The 17,678-nt window shown below is 71.4% G+C and carries 14 protein-coding genes; 5 read left to right on the top strand and 9 right to left on the bottom strand.

Features of this window, described 5'->3' with window-relative positions:
• Positions 1–58 precede the first annotated feature (58 nt).
• The 3 genes from ACZ4YY_RS21645 to ACZ4YY_RS21635 all read left to right on the top strand — a co-directional run bounded on the left by ACZ4YY_RS21645 (position 59) and on the right by ACZ4YY_RS21635 (position 4,201).
• Positions 59–1,384: a PhoH family protein gene (locus ACZ4YY_RS21645; RefSeq protein ID WP_468292456.1), complete on the top strand. Its 1,326-nt coding sequence runs from the start codon at positions 59–61 to the stop codon at positions 1,382–1,384.
• Between the two features lie 419 nt (positions 1,385–1,803).
• Positions 1,804–2,487 (top strand): aggregation-promoting factor C-terminal-like domain-containing protein, encoded by a 684-nt coding sequence (locus ACZ4YY_RS21640; RefSeq protein ID WP_468292454.1) that lies wholly within the window; start codon positions 1,804–1,806, stop codon positions 2,485–2,487.
• A gap of 298 nt (positions 2,488–2,785) precedes the next feature.
• Positions 2,786–4,201: an AI-2E family transporter gene (locus tag ACZ4YY_RS21635; protein ID WP_468292452.1), complete on the top strand. Its 1,416-nt coding sequence runs from the start codon at positions 2,786–2,788 to the stop codon at positions 4,199–4,201.
• A 111-nt stretch (positions 4,202–4,312) separates the two neighbouring features.
• On the opposite strand, the gene ACZ4YY_RS21630 is transcribed toward ACZ4YY_RS21635, so the two are convergent.
• Together ACZ4YY_RS21630 and ACZ4YY_RS21625 are read right to left on the bottom strand one after the other, a co-directional pair.
• Complete coding sequence (locus tag ACZ4YY_RS21630) at positions 4,313–4,846, bottom strand: alkyl hydroperoxide reductase (protein ID WP_468292449.1); 534 nt, start codon at positions 4,844–4,846, stop codon at positions 4,313–4,315.
• Positions 4,847–4,852: 6 nt separating this feature from the next.
• Positions 4,853–5,407: a peroxiredoxin gene (locus tag ACZ4YY_RS21625; RefSeq protein ID WP_468292446.1), complete on the bottom strand. Its 555-nt coding sequence runs from the start codon at positions 5,405–5,407 to the stop codon at positions 4,853–4,855.
• Positions 5,408–5,540: 133 nt separating this feature from the next.
• Here ACZ4YY_RS21625 and ACZ4YY_RS21620 point away from each other — a divergent pair, with 133 nt between their 5' ends.
• Positions 5,541–6,494, top strand: coding sequence for a hydrogen peroxide-inducible genes activator (locus ACZ4YY_RS21620; RefSeq protein ID WP_468292443.1), 954 nt, complete (start codon positions 5,541–5,543; stop codon positions 6,492–6,494).
• A gap of 176 nt (positions 6,495–6,670) precedes the next feature.
• On the opposite strand, the gene ACZ4YY_RS21615 is transcribed toward ACZ4YY_RS21620, so the two are convergent.
• The 5 genes from ACZ4YY_RS21615 to ACZ4YY_RS21595 all read right to left on the bottom strand — a co-directional run bounded on the left by ACZ4YY_RS21615 (position 6,671) and on the right by ACZ4YY_RS21595 (position 11,575).
• Positions 6,671–9,001 carry an ABC transporter permease gene (locus ACZ4YY_RS21615; RefSeq protein ID WP_468292440.1) on the bottom strand — a complete coding sequence of 777 codons (2,331 nt, stop codon included), beginning with the start codon at positions 8,999–9,001 and terminating at the stop codon, positions 6,671–6,673.
• Positions 8,998–9,624, bottom strand: a complete 627-nt coding sequence (locus ACZ4YY_RS21610; protein WP_468292688.1) for an ABC transporter ATP-binding protein — start codon at positions 9,622–9,624, stop codon at positions 8,998–9,000. The genes ACZ4YY_RS21615 and ACZ4YY_RS21610 overlap by 4 nt, the downstream gene beginning before the upstream one ends.
• A gap of 59 nt (positions 9,625–9,683) precedes the next feature.
• Positions 9,684–10,208, bottom strand: a complete 525-nt coding sequence (locus ACZ4YY_RS21605; protein ID WP_468292438.1) for a PadR family transcriptional regulator — start codon at positions 10,206–10,208, stop codon at positions 9,684–9,686.
• Between the two features lie 177 nt (positions 10,209–10,385).
• Positions 10,386–10,640, bottom strand: a complete 255-nt coding sequence (locus tag ACZ4YY_RS21600; protein WP_468292435.1) for a type II toxin-antitoxin system antitoxin — start codon at positions 10,638–10,640, stop codon at positions 10,386–10,388.
• Positions 10,637–11,575: an SPFH domain-containing protein gene (locus ACZ4YY_RS21595; protein ID WP_468292433.1), complete on the bottom strand. Its 939-nt coding sequence runs from the start codon at positions 11,573–11,575 to the stop codon at positions 10,637–10,639. The genes ACZ4YY_RS21600 and ACZ4YY_RS21595 overlap by 4 nt, the downstream gene beginning before the upstream one ends.
• A gap of 284 nt (positions 11,576–11,859) precedes the next feature.
• Here ACZ4YY_RS21595 and ACZ4YY_RS21590 point away from each other — a divergent pair, with 284 nt between their 5' ends.
• Positions 11,860–14,319 (top strand): transglycosylase domain-containing protein, encoded by a 2,460-nt coding sequence (locus ACZ4YY_RS21590; protein WP_468292430.1) that lies wholly within the window; start codon positions 11,860–11,862, stop codon positions 14,317–14,319.
• Between the two features lie 149 nt (positions 14,320–14,468).
• On the opposite strand, the gene ACZ4YY_RS21585 is transcribed toward ACZ4YY_RS21590, so the two are convergent.
• Together ACZ4YY_RS21585 and fomD are read right to left on the bottom strand one after the other, a co-directional pair.
• On the bottom strand, positions 14,469–16,601 hold the full coding sequence (locus tag ACZ4YY_RS21585; RefSeq protein WP_468292427.1) for a SpoIIE family protein phosphatase: 2,133 nt from the start codon (positions 16,599–16,601) through the stop codon (positions 14,469–14,471).
• A gap of 316 nt (positions 16,602–16,917) precedes the next feature.
• Positions 16,918–17,610, bottom strand: coding sequence for a cytidylyl-2-hydroxypropylphosphonate hydrolase (gene fomD / locus ACZ4YY_RS21580; protein WP_468292424.1), 693 nt, complete (start codon positions 17,608–17,610; stop codon positions 16,918–16,920).
• Between the last annotated feature and the right edge of the window lie 68 nt (positions 17,611–17,678).

Here is a 17,678-nt window from a genome sequence, read left to right as displayed (position 1 = left end):
TTCCGGTCCAGCTCCACTCCGTCGCTCCCCGACCTCATCCGAGGGGGTACGTCCTTCCGTGGTGACCAGCACAAAGCGCCACAAGCCCGACCGGCGCACCTACGTTCTCGACACCAGCGTCCTGCTGGCCGACCCGAACGCCCTGACCCGCTTCGACGAGCACGAGGTCGTGCTCCCCATCGTCGTGGTGACGGAGTTGGAGGCCAAGCGGCACCATCCCGAACTCGGCTACTTCGCCCGGCAGGCGCTGCGCCTGCTCGACGACTACCGGGTGAGGTACGGACGCCTCGACGCCCCCATCCCGATCGGGGAACTGGGCGGAACCGTTCGTGTCGAGCTCAACCACTCGGACCCCAGCGTGCTGCCCACCGGCTACCGCCTGGGGGACAACGACTCACGCATCCTCGCGGTCGCCCGCAACCTGCAGGCCGAGGGGTTCGACGTCACCGTCGTGTCGAAGGACCTCCCGCTCAGGATCAAGGCGTCCTCCGTCGGGCTCCTGGCCGAGGAGTACCGGGCGGAACTCGCCATCACGGACTCCTCCGGCTGGACCGGGATGTCCGAACTGACGCTCCCGGGCGAGCAGGTGGACGTCCTCTTCGAGGAAGGCCACGTGTACGTCCCGGAGGCCGCCGAACTGCCCGTGCACACCGGTCTGACCATCCAGTCCGAGCGCGGAAAGGCGCTCGGCCGGGTGACGCCCGAGGGCACCGTCCGTCTGGTGCGCGGCGACCGGGAGGCGTTCGGCATCAAGGGGCGCAGCGCCGAGCAGCGCATCGCGCTCGACCTGCTGCTCGACCCGGACGTCGGGATCGTGTCCATGGGCGGCCGGGCCGGCACCGGCAAGTCGGCGCTCGCGCTGTGCGCGGGTCTGGAGGCGGTCCTGGAGCGCCGCCAGCACCAGAAGGTGATGGTCTTCCGTCCGCTGTACGCCGTGGGCGGGCAGGAGCTCGGCTATCTGCCGGGCAGCGAGGCCGAGAAGATGAGCCCCTGGGCGCAGGCGGTCTTCGACACCCTGTCGGCGGTCACCTCGCGCGAGGTCATCGAGGAGGTCACCGCCCGCGGCATGCTGGAGGTCCTCCCGCTCACCCACATCCGGGGCCGCTCGCTCCACGACGCGTTCGTGATCGTGGACGAGGCCCAGTCGCTGGAACGGAACGTACTGCTGACCGTTCTGTCCCGAATCGGCGCCAATTCGCGGGTGGTTCTCACCCATGACGTGGCGCAGAGGGACAATCTGCGCGTCGGGCGTTACGACGGTGTCGTCGCCGTCGTGGAAAAGCTGAAGGGGCATCCGCTCTTCGCGCACGTCACCCTGAACCGGTCCGAGAGGTCCCAGATCGCGGCCCTTGTGACCGAAATGCTGGAGGACGGGCAGGTCTGACCGCACTGCCCCAGGATGCGGGCGTCCTGCGGGAGTTGGCGCCGTCCGGCAAAGGCTGCGAGCCTAGCCGGGCGGCGCCTTCGCGTGTGACCGAACGCTGAAATCCCTCAACGCAAACCGGATGTGAGCTTTCACACGCAACTCGGAATTGCCACCCGGCGTCGGGTTACGGCAGAGTCTCATTCCTGTCAGGCCCCGCATACGACACACCTGTATCGCCAGCGGTACGGCACCACGCAGAGCGGCACCCCAAACTCCATACCGACGTCGTATGCCGCCCGCGCACCACGCGGCGCTCCCCGCGGGAGTCGCCCACCGGGCCCGCGCCTCCCGTGACCCCGCAGTTGGGAGGCCAGCGTCAAGGGCACGATTGCGTCCGCCAGGGTCACCGAAGCGGGCGATGCTGGAAGGAAAACCGTGTGAGCCGGATCTCGGTCCGGGGATTCGCAGTGGCCTCGGCCACGGCGGTCACCGCTGTCGGAAGCGTCGTCGGCGTTGCCTCGGGCAGCACCGCGCAGACCAACGACGCAGAAACGACGGCAAGCGACTCGACGCTCCTCGCGGACATACCCGTCGGCCACCAGGCCCAGGTGCAGACCGCGTCCCTGACGCAGCAGGCGAGCATCCAGGCGATCGCCGCGGACGAGAGCGCCAAGAAGGATGCCGAGGAAGCGGCCCGCAAGGCCGCCGCCGAAACCGCCATCGCGAAGAAGAAGGCCGCCGAGAAGGCGGCCAAGGAAGCCGAGGAGCGGGCCGAGCTGAAGGCGGCGGCGAGCCGCAGCAGCGCCGACTTCCCGATCCAGAGCTCCTACAGCATCTCCCAGATCCAGGCGATCGCGGCGCAGATGGTCCCCAGCGGTCAGTTCCAGTGCTTCAGCAACATCGTGGACCACGAGTCCGACTGGAAGATCGACGCGGTGAACCCCTCCTCCGGCGCCTACGGCCTCTTCCAGGCCCTGCCCGCCTCCAAGTACTCCTCCGCGGGCGCCGACTGGCGGACCAACCCGGCCACCCAGATCAAGTGGGGCCTCAACTACATGAACGACCGCTACGGCAGTCCCTGTGACGCCTGGGCGTTCTGGCAGGCCAACAACTGGTACTGAGCCCGGGCCGACACCCCGCTCGACCTCGACAGCCCCTCCCCGTCTCCGGGGGAGGGGCTGTCGCCCTGTACGGTCTAAGAGCTCCGACCAAAAGGGGAGCCCGGCTCGCGACGCCCGGCACGCACGCTCGCCGCGTTGCCGAAGGTCCCCTGGTGGCTCGGCCACGAGGAGCTTCCGGCGCCTTGCGATCGCGCGCACCGGACGCCCCGAGCTGATCGGCCTCCCCGTTTGTTCGGAGCTCTGATGCCGACCGCTCCAGGGGGGAGTGGTGGGGCGAGACGGGGGAAGAGGACGGATCATGTCGCGAGTGCCAGGGTGGCTCGGCCGGCTCGGCGCCGGTCTGACGGAGATGGGGGAGCGGCTCGACGAGCGCCGCGCCGAGGCCGAGCGAGCGGGCCGGGACGGCGGCGAACCGGAACCGGCGCCGCTCCAGACCCCGGTGGAGGAACTGCCGCCGCCCGCACCGCGCCCCGACCCCGCACAGGTCGTACCGTGGGGCGTCCGCGTCGCCGCCGAGGCCGGCTGGCGCCTGCTGGTGCTCGCCGGAACCGTCTGGATCCTGATGAAGGTCATCAGCGCGATCCAACTCGTCGTGCTGGCCTTCGTGGTGGCGCTGCTGCTGACCGCCCTGCTGGAGCCCACCGTGGGCCGCCTCAAGCGCCTCGGCGTGCCCCGCGGGCCCGCGACGGCGCTCACCGCGATCCTCGGGTTCGTCGTCATCGGCCTCATGGGCTGGTTCGTGACCTGGCAGGTCATGGAGAACATCGACAACCTCTCCGACCAGGTCCAGGACGGCATCGACGACCTGCGCCAGTGGCTGCTCGACAGCCCCTTCCACGTCACCGACAAGCAGATCAACGGGATCGCCGAGAACCTGCGGGAGGCGATCGGCGCCAACACCGAACAGATCACCTCGGCCGGTCTGGAGGGCGTCACCGTCGTCGTCGAGGCGCTCACCGGCATCCTGCTGGCGTTCTTCTCGACGCTGTTCCTGCTCTACGACGGCAAGCGCATCTGGGAGTGGACGCTCAAGCTGGTGCCGGCGGCGGCCCGTCCGGGTGTGGCGGGCGCGGGTCCGCGGGCCTGGGCGACCCTCACCGCGTACGTCCGCGGCACGGTGGTGGTGGCGCTGATCGACGCGATCTTCATCGGTCTGGGCATCTACTTCCTCGACGTGCCCATGGCCGTCCCGCTCGCCGTCTTCATCTTCCTGTTCTCCTTCATCCCGCTGGTCGGCGCCGTTGCCTCCGGGGCGCTGGCGGTGGTGGTGGCGCTCGTGACGCAGGGCGTGTTCACCGCCGTGATGACGCTGATCGTCGTGCTGGCCGTGCAGCAGATCGAGGGTCACATCCTCCAGCCGTTCATCCTCGGCCGCGCCGTGCGCGTCCACCCGCTGGCGGTGGTCCTGACGGTGGCCGCCGGCGGCATGATCGCCGGCATCGGCGGCGCGGTGGTCGCCGTACCGCTGGTGGCGGTGACCAACACCGTGGTGGGCTATCTGCACGCCTACTCCCGCGAGGCGGCTCTGCGGCACGCGGTGCCGCCCCGTGGGGCCACGGCGGTGGACGTCGCCCCCGTGAGCCCGCCCCCGGCGGGCCTGCCCCCGGTGAGCCCGCCCCCGGTGGGCCCGCCCCCGGTGAGCCCACCCCCGGTGAGCCCACCCCCGGTGGGCCCACCCCCCGGGGATGCGCCCCCGGACCCCCCTTCCGCCTGAACGGTTCGTCCCCGAGCGCCGGACGGTGCGGCCGGCCGGTTCCCGGGGTCCGTCGACGCGGCATGCCGAAGGCCCCGCCCACCGAGGTGGACGGGGCCCTGACGAAGCGGCTCACTCGGAGAGAACGGCCTCCGCGTCGAGCGTCACGCCGACCGCCTGGATCACCGAGGCGATCTTGAACGCCTCCTGGATCACCTCGCGGTCGAGGCCCGCCTTGCGCAGCACCTGCTCGTGCGAGTCGAGGCACATGCCGCAGCCGTTGACGGCGGACACCGCGAACGACCACAGCTCGAAGTCGACCTTGTCGACACCCGGGTTGCCGATGACGTTCATCCGCAGACCGGCCCGCAGGTTGCCGTACTCGTGGTCCGACAGCAGGTGGCGGGTGCGGTAGAAGACGTTGTTCATCGCCATGACCGCGGCGGCGGCCTTCGCGGCGGTGTACGCCTCGGGCGAGAGGTTCGCCTTCGCCTCCGGCTCCAGCTCGCGCAGGACGATCGGGGAGCGCGAGGCGATCGCGGTCGCGAGGACCGTGCCCCACAGCTGCTGCGCGGGCAGGTCGGAGTTGCCGATGACCGAGCCCAGGTTGAGCTTCAGGTCCTTGGCGTAGTCCGGTATGCGGGACTTGAGGGAGTCGAGGGGCATGTCAGGTCACTCCCCGGCCAGCAGCTTGACCGGGTCGAGGGTGTCCTCGCCCTTGGTCCAGTTGCACGGGCACAGCTCATCGGTCTGCAGGGCGTCCAGCACCCGCAGGACCTCCTTGGGGTTGCGGCCGACGGAGCCCGCGGTGACCATCGTGAACTGGATCTCGCGGTTCGGGTCGACGATGAAGACGGCGCGCTGCGCGAAGCCGTCCTCGCCCTCGATGCCGAGGTCGCGCATCAGCTCGTGCTTGGAGTCGGCCATCATCGGGAACGGCAGGTCCGTCAGGTCCGGGTGGTCCTTGCGCCAGGCGTGGTGGACGAACTCGGAGTCACCGGAGAAGCCGAGGACCTGCGCGTCGCGGTCGGCGAACTCGTCGTTCAGCTTGCCGAAGGCGGCGATCTCGGTGGGGCACACGAAAGTGAAGTCCTTGGGCCACGCGAAGACCACGAGCCACTTGCCCTCGTAGGACTTGTGGTGGATCTGCTCGAACTCCTTGCCCTGCTCCAGCGAGACGCAGGCGGTCAGTTCGAACTCGGGGAACTTGTCACCGACAGTGAGCACACGCTCTCCTTGCAGCGAGGAACCGTCCGGATCGCGGACGTTTCCCATGGGTTGGACTGCCCCGATGCTGGCACAGCATGCATTGATTAGAGAAATCGCTACACTCGGTCATGGTGATCGGAGGAGGTTATCAGTGACCGTAGGTAATGCCGGGGCCAAGAGGCGGCAGCCCAGTCTGGCCCAGTTGCGGGCCTTCGCCGCCGTCGCCGAACACCTGCACTTCCGGGACGCGGCCGCCGCGATCGGCATGAGCCAGCCCGCCCTGTCCGGCGCGGTGTCCGCGCTGGAGGAGACACTCGGCGTGACCCTCCTCGAGCGTACGACGCGCAAGGTGCTGCTCTCCCCGGCGGGCGAGCGGCTCGCCGCGCGCGCCCGGGCGGTGCTGGCGGAGGTCGGTGCGCTGATGGAGGAGGCGGAGGCGCTGCGGGCACCGTTCACCGGGGTGCTCCGCCTCGGGGTCATCCCGACCGTCGCCCCCTACCTCCTGCCCACCGTTCTGCGCCTGGTCCACGACCGTTACCCGCACCTCGACCTCCAGGTCCACGAGGAGCAGACCGCCACCCTCGTCGACGGCCTGAACACCGGCCGGCTCGACCTGCTGCTGCTCGCCGTCCCGCTCGGCGTGCCCGGTGTGGTCGAACTGCCCCTGTTCGACGAGGACTTCGTGCTCGTCACGCCCCTCGACCACGGGCTGGGCGGCCGGGAGGGCGTCCCGCGCGAGGCACTGAAGGAGCTCAACCTGCTGCTCTTGGACGAGGGCCACTGTCTGCGCGACCAGGCCCTCGACATCTGCCGTGAGGCCGGCCGCGAGGACGCCCCGGTCACCACCACGGCCGCCGGCCTGTCCACCCTCGTCCAGCTCGTCGCCGGCGGTCTCGGCTGCACCCTGCTCCCGCGCACCGCCGTCACCGTCGAGACCAGCCGCAGCACCCAGCTCCTCACCGCCCGCTTCGCCGACCCGGCCCCCACCCGCAGGATCGCCCTGGCGATGCGGTCGGGGGCGGCACGGGGCGCGGAGTACGAGGAGCTGGCGGGGGCGCTGCGGGGGGCGCTGCGGCCGTTGCCGGTCCGGGTCGTCGACCGGTGAGGACGGGCCGGCGGTCACACCGACGCCCCACGAGAAGCATCGAGGCCGGCGCGCGGGCAACTTCCGTCAGCCGGAAGCGGGTCGCGCATCCGCCGCTGGAACGTCCGCTCCCGTACCGGCCGTGAACACGAACGGTCCCTCCCCGGTGGGGGAGGGACCGTTCGTGCACCGTGTGCTCACTCCGTGCGCAGTCCGTCCGCCCGCATCAGACGGGCCAGCGGCGGCAGGCTCAGCAGGGTGACGATCAACACGACCGCGGCCCCGATGCCGGTCATCGACAGCACGCTCGCCCAGTCCACGCCCACCGGAGTGTCGGTCATCCGCAGCAGCACCGCGCCCAGGGTGATGCCCACGACACAGGCCAGCACCAGTCCCAGCACGATGGGGATCGCCGTCTGCCACAGCACCGACAGACCCAGCGTGCGGCGCCGGGTGCCGAAGGCGACCAGGGACGACAGCAGCTTGCGGCGCTCGCGCAGCTGCTCCAGCTGCGACACCAGCAGGCTCGCCCCGATGAGCGCCAGCACGGCGGTGGCGCCGACGAGCAGTCCGGTGCGGATGGAGGTGTACTTCGAGGACTGCTCGGTGGCCGACCAGGTCATCGGGTTCGCCAGCGGGTCCACCTGGACCGCGGTGTTGCGGGCGTACTCGAGGGCGTCGGGCACGGACCGGTCGATCGAGAGGTAGAGGGCCCCGCTGACCGACTGCTCGACCCCCGCGGGCACCGTGCTCGGAGTCATCAGGAAACCGTCCCGTTCGTACCCGGTCGGGTCCTTGATCGAGCGCACCGTGCCGATTCCGGCCGGAACCGTCCAGACGACCTCCGGGCCGTCGGAGGACTTCTCGATGTACAGCTTCCGGCCGGGCTCGTTCATCGCCTGCCCGTCCTCGGAGTACTCGTTGCCGTCGAGGACGAACAGGTCGCCGTCCTTGCACGAGGGCAGCTCTGCGACCTCGCGCAGCGCGTCGCAGTCGCCCACGGTCAGCTGGGTGGACTGCGCCGGGCCGTTCTCGGTGCGCCAGGACGTGTCGCCGAAGTAGCCCTCCCACAGGGCGGTGACCTTGCTGACGCCCTCGGTGTCGGCGAACTTCCGGACGGTCGCGGCCATCGGGGCGCCGTCGGGCAACGACACCGACATCTGCGCCCGTTCCACGTCCCTGCCGGTGGACTCGGTGTAGTCACTGTCGACGCCCGCGAACAGCATCTGCAGGGCGATCGCCCCGGCCACCGCCACCGAGATGCCGTTGACCATCCGGGCGGCCGTACCGCTGCTCAGCTGGAGCCGTCGCACGGCCAGTTGCCAGGCGATTCCGCCGGGGCCGAGGCGGGCGACGACCGCCTCCACCAGCCACGGCAGCAGTGCGGTGACGCCGACGAGCAGCAGCAGGACGCCACCGGCCACCAGGTACTGGTTGAAGTCGCCGTTGCCGCGGCCCTGCCCGATCATCGGGTAGAGCATCGCCAGGCCGGCCAGCGGCAGCAGCAGCCGCCACCACAGCCGGCGCCGCGAGGGCTTCGCCGCCCGGACCACGCCGAGCGGCTCGATCACCACACCGCGCAGCGCGAAGAGGGTGACCAGCACGGCGGCCGTCGGGACCGCGACCGCGACCAGCGCGGCCAGCGCCGGGGAGGGGTTGAGGTAGCTGGGCCACACGCTCACGCCCATCAGCTCGACCGAGCCCGCCACCTGACGGACGGCCAGGAAGAACCCCGTGCCGAGGACCAGGCCGAGCAGGGAGCCGGCCATCGCCTCGCCCGCCGCGATCCGCCGGGTCATCCAGCCGTCGGAGCCGACCAGCCTGAGCGCGGCGAGCCTGCGGTCGCGCCGCTCGCCGCCGAACCGTACGGCCGCCGCGATGAACACCGCGACCGGCATCAGCAGCATCACGATCACGACGAGGTTCAGCAGGACCAGCACCGGGTCGGCCCTCTCGGGCGACGGGTCCACCTGCCCGAACGCGTCCAGCCGACGCGCGACCGAGTCGAGGTGCCCGGCGAGTCCGGTGGCACCCGCGTAGAAGGAGAGCTCCTGCGAGCCGATCAGCCCGCTCTCCCCGATGGTCCCGACGATCCGGTACGGCAGGCGCTCGCGCAGCAGCTTCGCCCCGTCCGAGGCGAGCAGTTCCTTCAGCGCGGGGGAGACCAGCATCTCGCCCTTCGCCGGGTACGCGCTCACCCCGGGAGGCAGCGGGGCCCGCGGCCCCTCCGGCTCCACCAGCCGTCCGCGTACGTCCCTGTGCCGGAACGTCGTGTCGGCGTTGGCGATCAGCAGGGTGCCGTCGCCCTTCGCCGGCGGGTGCTCCGTGAACGTGTAGTCCATGCGAGCCTGCTCCCGGTCGTGCCGCACCGAGAGCGCGTTCGGAAGCGCGGTCGACAGCAGCAGCAGCGCCACGCCGAGACCGACGCCCACCGCCGTCAGCACGGCCCGGATCCACCCCTCCCGTCCGCCGGCGAAGGCGAACCGGACCCCCAGGGCCAGATCCCGGAACCACTGGCTCGATCTCATACGACCCGCTCCATGTCCCGCGACCTGCCGTCCCGTACGACGATCTCGCGGTCGGAGTAGGCGGCCACCCGCGCCTCGTGCGTGACCAGCACCACGGCCGCGTTGGCCGAGCGGGCGGCCTCGGTGAGCAGTTCCATCACGCGCTCGCCGTTGAGCGAGTCCAGGGCGCCGGTCGGCTCGTCGGCGAACACCACCCGGGGACCGGTGACCAGCGAGCGGGCCACGGCGACCCGCTGCCCCTGCCCGCCGGAGACCTCGCCGGGCCGCTTCTTCGCCAGGTCGTCGACCTCCAGCCGCTCCATCCAGCCGAGGGCGGTGCGCTCGGCCTGCCTGCGCGCGGTGCCGTTCAGCCGGAGCGGCAGGGCCACGTTCTCCACGCAGGTCAGCTCCGGCACCAACTGCCCGAACTGGAACACGAACCCGAACTCGGTGCGCCGCAGGGCGCTGCGCCCGGCGTCGCTCATCGTCGCCAGCTCCCGCCCGTCGTAGGTGATCGAGCCCGAGTCGGGCGTGACGATCCCGGCGAGGCAGTGCAGGAGCGTGGACTTGCCGGACCCGGAGGGGCCCATGACGGCGACGACCTCGCCGGGGTGGATGGAGAACTCGGCGCCGTCCAGCGCCATGGTCGGCCCGTACGCCTTGCGCAGTGCCTCGGCGGCGAGCAGCGAGCCCGCGGGTGCGCTCACGCGGTCACCGCCTCGCGCAGCTTCTCGAGGCGCGCGGCGGTGAGCTCCAGCCAGCGCAGATCGGCCTCGAGGTGGAACAGGGCGTGGTCGCAGACCAGCTGGTCGGCGAGGTCGCCCCGGCGCTTGCGGTCGGTCAGGATGCGCATGCTGCGCAGGTGCTCGGAGCGCTGGGTGTCGAGGATGCAGGCCGCGTCGCGGTGGGTGAGCAGGGCGAGGACGACCTTCGTGTACAGCGTCGACTGCAGGTACGGCTCGGGCTTCTCGGGCGTGGCGAGCCAGCGGGCGACGTCGGTGACGCCGGCGTCGGTGATGGCGTACCGCTTGCGCTCCGGGCCGCCGCCGGCCTCGATGCCGTCGACTTCGACGAGCCCGTTCTTCAGCAGCCGGGACATCGTCGAATAGACCTGGCCGTAGTGCAGCGGCCGGTCGTGACCGAACTTCTCGTCGAAGGCCCGCTTCAGGTCGTAACCGTGACGGGGCCCGGACTCCAGGAGTCCCAGGAGGGTGTGACCGATGGACATGCCAGAGACTCTACACCCGGTGTATACGCGGGGTGTATACGCGGGGTGCGCAGGTGGCGGCGGGGTGTGGGAGTGCGCAGGTGGCGGTCGATTGTCACTGTTCTGCTACAGCGCCGGACTCCGCCGAGGCGGGCTCCGGCGCTCACGAACCGTGCGGCGGGCGAGGGTGCGTTCCGTTCAGGCCGACGGCGGTCCGGGGGAGGAGCTCCCCGGGGGGCGTCCCCGGCGGGGCAGCGGCCCGGTGTCGCCCGGCAGCCGCCCCGCCTCCTTCAGGGCCCTCCGCAGCAGGAACTCGATCTGCGCGTTGGCGGACCGCAGTTCGTCCCCGGCCCAGCGGGCCAACGCCTCGTACACCGCGGGATCCAGCCGCAGCAGCACCTGCTTGCGCTGCTGCCGGCCGTGAGGGGCCGAACCCCCGGAGGGAGCCGTCACTGGTAGAGCGTCCCGGTGTTGAGCACCGGCTGGGGCGAGCGGTCCCCGCACAGCACCACCATCAGGTTGGACACCATCGCCGCCTTCCGTTCCTCGTCGAGTTCCACGATGTCCTGCTCGGCGATCCGGCTGAGCGCCGCCTCGACCATGCCGACCGCGCCGTCGACGATCTCCCGCCGTGCCGCGACCACCGCGCCCGCCTGCTGCCGCTGGAGCATGGCGGAGGCGATCTCCGGAGCATAGGCGAGGTGCGTGAAGCGGGACTCGACGATCAGCACCCCGGCCGCCTCCACCCGCGCGTGCAGTTCGGCCGCGAGCTTCTCGGTGATCTCCTCGGCGTTGCCTCGCAGCGAGAGCGCGTTCTCGTCGTGGGCGTCGTAGGGGTACTCGATGGCGATGTGCCGGACCGCCGCCTCGGTCTGGGTGGAGACGAACTCGAAGTAGTCGTCCACCTCGAACATGGCCTGCGCGGTGTCGTCCACCTTCCACACGACGACCGCGGCCAGTTCGATCGGGTTGCCGTAGGCGTCGTTGACCTTCAGCACCGCGGTCTCGTGGTTGCGGACGCGGGTGGAGATCTTCTCGCGGGAGGTGAAGGGGTTGACCCAGCGCAGCCCGTCCTCGCGGATGGTGCCGCGGTAGCGCCCGAAGAGCTGCACCACCCGCGCCTCGCCCGGGGCGACCGTGTTCAGCCCGCACAGCGACAGGAACGCGGCGAGGGCGAGGACGACGCCGCCGGCGATCAGCACGGCCCTGGCGCCGGTGGCGTCCACCGCCGCGCCGCCCAGGACGATCATCGCCACGCCGCACAGCAGTCCGAGCGCCCCCAGCAGCAGGGCGATTCCGCCGCTCATGCTGCGGGCCGGGAACTCGTGGACGCGCGGGGCGGGCATCTCGGGCGCGTCGACGGTGGCCGACAGGTCGTGTCCGGTCATGGGATCCCCCGTTTCCGGCACTCCGCCGGCCGTCCGGCGGAGTGCGTTAGCTTCTTCCTAGCTAAGTGATATCACTTTATCGCGGGATGGCAACCCTGAGCGCCTCTCGTACGTCGCTTCCGGTGGAGCGGTGCGCCGGTTCCAGGGGGCGGGGTGCTGATTCTCACGCCCGCCCGGGCCCCGCCAGGGCGCCCTTTGTCATAGAGAGCGGTGTTAGCTTTCTGAGCTGACCTGCCTCCGGGCACCGGAGTGACGGCCGAGTAGGAAGCGGAGCGAGCGGACTCATGGGACGAGCGGAAGAGAGACGGGCGCGGCAGCGTGGTGGCCGCCGCGCGGCGCCGAAGAACCGCTCGTCGCGGGCGGCGGCTCCCCCGTCGTCCACCGAGTCGGCGACGCCCGCCGACAGCGCGACGGGCGCGGCCACCGCGACCGCGACGACGACAGCGACGACGGCCGCCGCCGGAGGCCGCGCGGCGGCCCGCAGGAGCGCCAGGAAGGGCGGCAGGGCGGCCAAGGGCGGCAAGGACGACCGCAGCCCGATACGCAGGCTCTTCACCTGGAAGAAGATCCTCGGCACCTTCCTCGGCCTGTGCCTCCTCGTCATCGGCGCCTTCGTCGTGCTGTACATGACGACGCCGATCCCCCCGGCCAACGCCGACGCCACCCTCCAGAGCAACGTCTACAAGTACGCCGACGGCACGCTCCTGACCCGCGACGGCAAGCTCAACCGGGAGAACGTCGACCTCGCCGAGATACCCAAGGACGTCCAGCGCACCTTCGTCGCCGCCGAGAACAAGAGCTTCTACAACGACGCCGGCGTCGACCTGAAGGGCACCGCGCGCGGCATGCTCAACACCCTCATGGGCAAGGGCGCGCAGGGCGGCTCGACGATCACCCAGCAGTACGTCAAGAACTACTACCTGACGCAGGAACAGACCGTCACGCGCAAGCTGAAGGAACTGGTCATCTCCCTGAAGCTGGACCGGGAGGAGTCCAAGGACTACATCCTGGCCGGTTACATCAACACCAGCTACTACGGCCGCGGCGCCTACGGCATCCAGGCCGCCGCCCAGGCCTACTACCGCGTCGACGCCGCCAAGCTCACCGTCGAGCAGGGCGCCTACCTCGCCGCGCTGCTCCAGGCCCCCAGCCAGTACGACTGGGCCGCCGCCAGCCCGACCGGCAAGACGCTCGTCCAGCGGCGCTGGAACTACGTGCTGAACAACATGGTCGAGGAGGGCTGGCTCGACAAGGCGAAGCGGCAGGCCATGACGTTCCCGGTGCCGCAGGAGCCCAAGGCCGCCCCCGGTCAGGAGGGACAGGTCGGCTACCTGATGAACGCGGCCAACAACGAGCTGGAGAGGCAGCTCGTCGCACAGGGCCTCGCGCAGAGCAGGACGGAAGCCGAGGCGATGGTCAACGCCGGCGGCTGGAACATCACGCTCAACATCGACAAGAAGAAGCAGCGGGCGCTGGAGGCCTCCGTCAAGGAGCAGCTGACCAGCAAGCTCGACCCGAAGAAGCGGCCGGTGGACGGCGACGTCCAGGCCGGTGCCGTCTCCGTGGACCCGAAGACCGGCGCGGTCGTGGCGATGTACGGCGGCGTGGACTACGTCAAGCACTTCACGAACAACGCCACCCGCACCGACTACCAGCCCGCCTCCACCTTCAAGCCGGTGATCCTCGCCGCGGCCCTGGACCAGGGCGCGGTGACGCAGGACGGCAAGGAGATCACCGCGAACACCGTCTACGACGGCACCAGCAAGCGCCCGGTCGTCGGCAGCGACATCGGCTTCGCCCCGGAGAACGAGGACGACGTCGACTACGGCGACGTCACCGTGCAGACCGCGATGAACAAGTCCATCAACTCCGTCTTCGCGCAGATGGGCGTCGACGTCGGCATGGACAAGGTGCTCAAGACCGCGCAGGACCTCGGCATGGACACCGAGGACCTCAAGGCGGTGCCCGCCCAGACCCTCGGCACCATGGGCGCGAGCCCGCTGCAGATGGCCGGCGTCTACGCCACGCTCGACAACCACGGTCTGAAGGTCACCCCGACCCTCATCAAGTCCGTGCAGAACAGCGCTCACACGGTGAAGGCGGCCGACCCGATCGGCGAGCAGGTCATCGACCGCGAGGCCGCCGACTCGGTCACCTCGGTGCTCACGGGCGTGGTCGACGACGGTACGGCCAGGAAGTCCGTGCGGGACAACCCGCTGCGCAACGGCCAGAAGGTCGCGGGCAAGACGGGCACCTCCGACAACAACAAGTCGGCCTGGTTCACCGCCTACACCCCCGACCTGGTCACCTCGGTCGGTCTGTTCGGCGAGTCCGCCAAGGCCCCGCACCCCCAGGTTCCGCTGACCGGCGCGACGAACGGCCTGACCTCCGACAAGGGCCGCGTCAACGGCGGTGGCTTCCCGGCGCAGATCTGGGCGGCGTACACCTTCGGCGTCTCCACCAAGGTCACCAAGTTCGACCTGGAGACCGACCAGGGTGCCGCGGTCCAGCCGACCGTCACCGCGAGCCCGTCGCCGTCGCCGTCACGGGAGCCGTCCGAGACGCCGACCACCCGGGAGCCGACGTCCAGCGCGCCCTCGCCGTCCCGGAGCCCGTCCCCCTCTCCGACGACGGAGGAGCCCACCGCGTCGCCGACGACGGAGGAGCCCACCGAGTCGCCGACGACGGGCGAGCCGACGACGGACGAGCCCGCGAACCCGCTCGATCCGCAGTTGGGCCAGTAGGGACGTGAAGGGGGCGCCCGGTGCACACCGGGCGCCCCCTTCACGTGCCGGGCGCGGGCCCGAGCCGGGCCCCCGCGTGCCGGACGACCCGAGGCGGTGTGCCCGCCGACCCCGCGGCCACGTCCGCGGCGGCGCCCGAACGACACCCCCTAGCTGCGGTTCAGCTCGAACCAGACGACCTTCCCGGTGCTCAGCCGGGTCGCGCCCCACCGCCGGGCCAGGCGGTTGACGAGGAACAGTCCCCGCCCTCCCTCGTCGGTGGCCCGCGCCTGCCGCAGCCGGGGCAGCTGCGGCACGTCGTCCCCGACCTCGCAGCGCAGCACGTCGGTCCGCAGCAGCCGCAGGGTCACCGGCCGCGTGGCGTAGCGCACCGCGTTGGTGACGACCTCGCTCACCAGCAACTCCACCGAGTCGCTCAGCTCCTCCAGCCCCCAGCGGGACAGCGCCCGCCGGGCCAGCCGACGGGCCCGCCCCGGTGCCGCGTCCTCCGGGTCCAGGAACCAGTACGCCACGTCGCTCGGCGCGATCCCGTCGAAGCGGGCGGCGAGCAGCGCGATGTCGTCGTCCCGGTCGCCCGGCCCGAGCATGTCCAGCACCTCGTCGCACAGGGCTTCCAGGGGCGGCGGATGGTCCGGACCGGTCAGCTGGGCGGTCGCCGCGAGCTTCTCGCGCAGTTGTTCTATGCCGGTCGCCACGTCCCGCAGCCGGGACTCCACCAGGCCGTCGGTGTACAGCAGCAGCGTCGCCCCGGCGGGCGCGTCCAGCTCCACCGCCTCGAAGTCGACGCCGCCGACACCGATCGGGGCGCCCGGGGGCACCCGCAGCACCTCGGCCCGGCCGCCCAGGTGCAGCAGGACGGGCGGCGGATGGCCGGCGTTGGCGATGGTGATGCGGTGCGAGACCGGGTCGTAGACGGCGTACAGGCAGGTCGCCATGCGGTCGGTGCCCAGGCGTTGGGCCTGCTCGTCGAGGTGGTGCAGCACCTCCTGCGGCGGCAGATCGAGCCCGGCGAGGGTCTGCGCGGTGGTCCGCAGCTGCCCCATGATCGCCGCACTGGTCATGGAGTGCCCCATGACGTCGCCCACCACCAGCGCCACCCGGCTGCCCGGCAGCGGGATCGCGTCGTACCAGTCGCCGCCGACCCGCGCGGTCTCCGCGGCCGGCAGATAGCGGGAGGCCAGCCGGACGCCGGTCGGGCGCGGCAGGGTCTCCGGCAGCATCGTGCGCTGGAGTTCGTCGGCGATGTACGCCTCACGGTCGTACAGCACCGCCTTGTCGATGCCGAGGGCGCTGTGCGTGGCGAGCTGGGCGGCGACCAGCAGGTCGTCGTTCTCGAAGGGGAAGCGCTCCGGACGGCGGATGAAGACGGCCGCGCCGATCACCCGGCGCCGGCCGCGCAGCGGCGCGAGGATCGCCCGCTGGCCGTCCGGAATCTCCAACTGGCTGTCCTCGCCCAGAAGCTCGGGCAGGGCGGCGCGGGCGGCCGGGGTGTCGGCGAACACCGGGCGCACCCCGCGCAGCACCTCCGTGAGCGCGCCGCCGGGCCGCACCTCGCACAGCTCCGCGATCGCCGCCGACAGCTCGGACAGCTCCGGCGCCTCCGGCGGCACGGCCAGCGCGGCGAACCCGTTCTCGGTGTCCCGTTCCTCCGGGATCCGGTCGGTGCGCCGCAGCCGCAGCACGACCCGGTCCGCGACCGGCCGTTCGTCACCGACCGGCAGCGGATCGCGCAGGTAGACCAGGATCGCGTCGGAGAAGGTCGGCACGGTGGCCCGGCACAGTCCCATCACGATCTCGTCGAGGTCCAGGCCCCGGGCGATCCGCCGGGTCGCGGCGCCGACGAAGCGCAGCCGGTCGCCGTCCCGCCGCATCGGCGTGGGCCGGCCGGGCTGCGCGCCCTGACCGCTGCGGCGCTCCTGCCCGCTCGGAACGTGCTCGGGTCGCGGCTCGGCACCCGGCTGGACCGGAATCGACTCGGGCACGGGGCGCGGGCGGTGGCTGTCCATCTCGGCGGCCTCGGGCTGGGAGTGCTCGGTGTCGGAACCGGCCGGATCCTTCCCCTTCCCACTGGGGACGGGGGATCCCGGCGCGGTGGTGCCCGGCGCCCCGTCGGTGCGGGCCTGGGCGGTCGCGGACGTCCCGTCGGTGCGGGCCTGGGCGGTCGTGGACGGTAAGGCGGGGGAACCCGGCGCCGCGGGTGCCGGGGTACGCAGGAGCGCCCCGCGGGGGTCCGTGGGGTCCACGCCCTGAGGGCGGTCGTAGGAGGTGGGCTGCTCCGTCACGCGTGTCGAATCCGTCCGTTGGGGGCTGCGCGCCGCGCGTGCAGTCGGTCCCGCAGAAATGCCGATACCCGGAATACGTGTCCCCGGAACGGAATTCCCGCGTGGTCAGAGGCTGTTCCTGTGTCACCGGTGGACCGGGTGCGGCCCGTGGGACCGCAACCGCCGGCCCCGCCGGTGTTGCCCTCGTACCCCTCGCTCACGTCCTGCCGCCCCTCGGTGACGTTCGGTCAGACCCGGCGCCTGCTCCGGGAGTTGCTCCTGAGTGCTCTTGCGGAGGACGATCCTACGTTTGTTGCCCGGGGGCGCATCAAGGGTCTCATGTGGACAGGTGCGCGGGCGTGCGGTCCCAGTCCTCCGGCAGCAACGGTACGTCCCACGACGGATTCGGGCGCCAGTGCTGCCAGCCGTCACTGAACGGAGACCCCCAGGCGCGGATCACCTCGACCGCCGAACGGCCCGCCTCCTGGACCCGTTCGGCCACCGACGCGTCCATCAGACCGTCCTGCTGGGCCTGTGCGAACTCGTCCTCGTCACGCCAGTCCCACGTGCGGTCCGGGTACACGCAGATGTCCAGGAAGTGGTCCTCGGAATCCACACCGCCGTCCCAACGGGCCAGCGGTTCCTCCAGGTTGACGTACCAGTTCTTGAACTGCCAGCCCGGGTCCCAGAACAGCCACACCGACCAGGGCTCGCCCGGCCGGGCCAGCTTCAGCACGCCCGTGCCCGACCAGCGGCCCAGGGCCACCGCGCGCGGCTTGGTGTAGCGCGTGCGCAGCGGCTCCTGGTGCAGCGGCCTGCCGTCGGCGAGCACCGGCCTGACGCACCGGGTGCCCGGCGCCATCCACACCGCGAGCAGTTCCTCGTCGTCCCGGACCACGGTGACGGGGCGGGCGATGTGGAAGCCCGTGCCGCCGTTCTCCCGGTACCGCCACAGGATCTGCTCCCCGGGCTCCCAGAAAGCCGCCGCACCGCCCGTTCCCACGCGTCTCACCGCTCCACCGTCTGCCATGCACAGATATTAGGTGCCATGGCCATACGACGCTGCGGCGCGTGTCACGGTTCTGCGCGCCGGGCGCG

The organism is Streptomyces sp. NPDC030143, from assembly GCF_055573695.1.
This window is presented reverse-complemented; position numbering and strand designations above follow the sequence as displayed.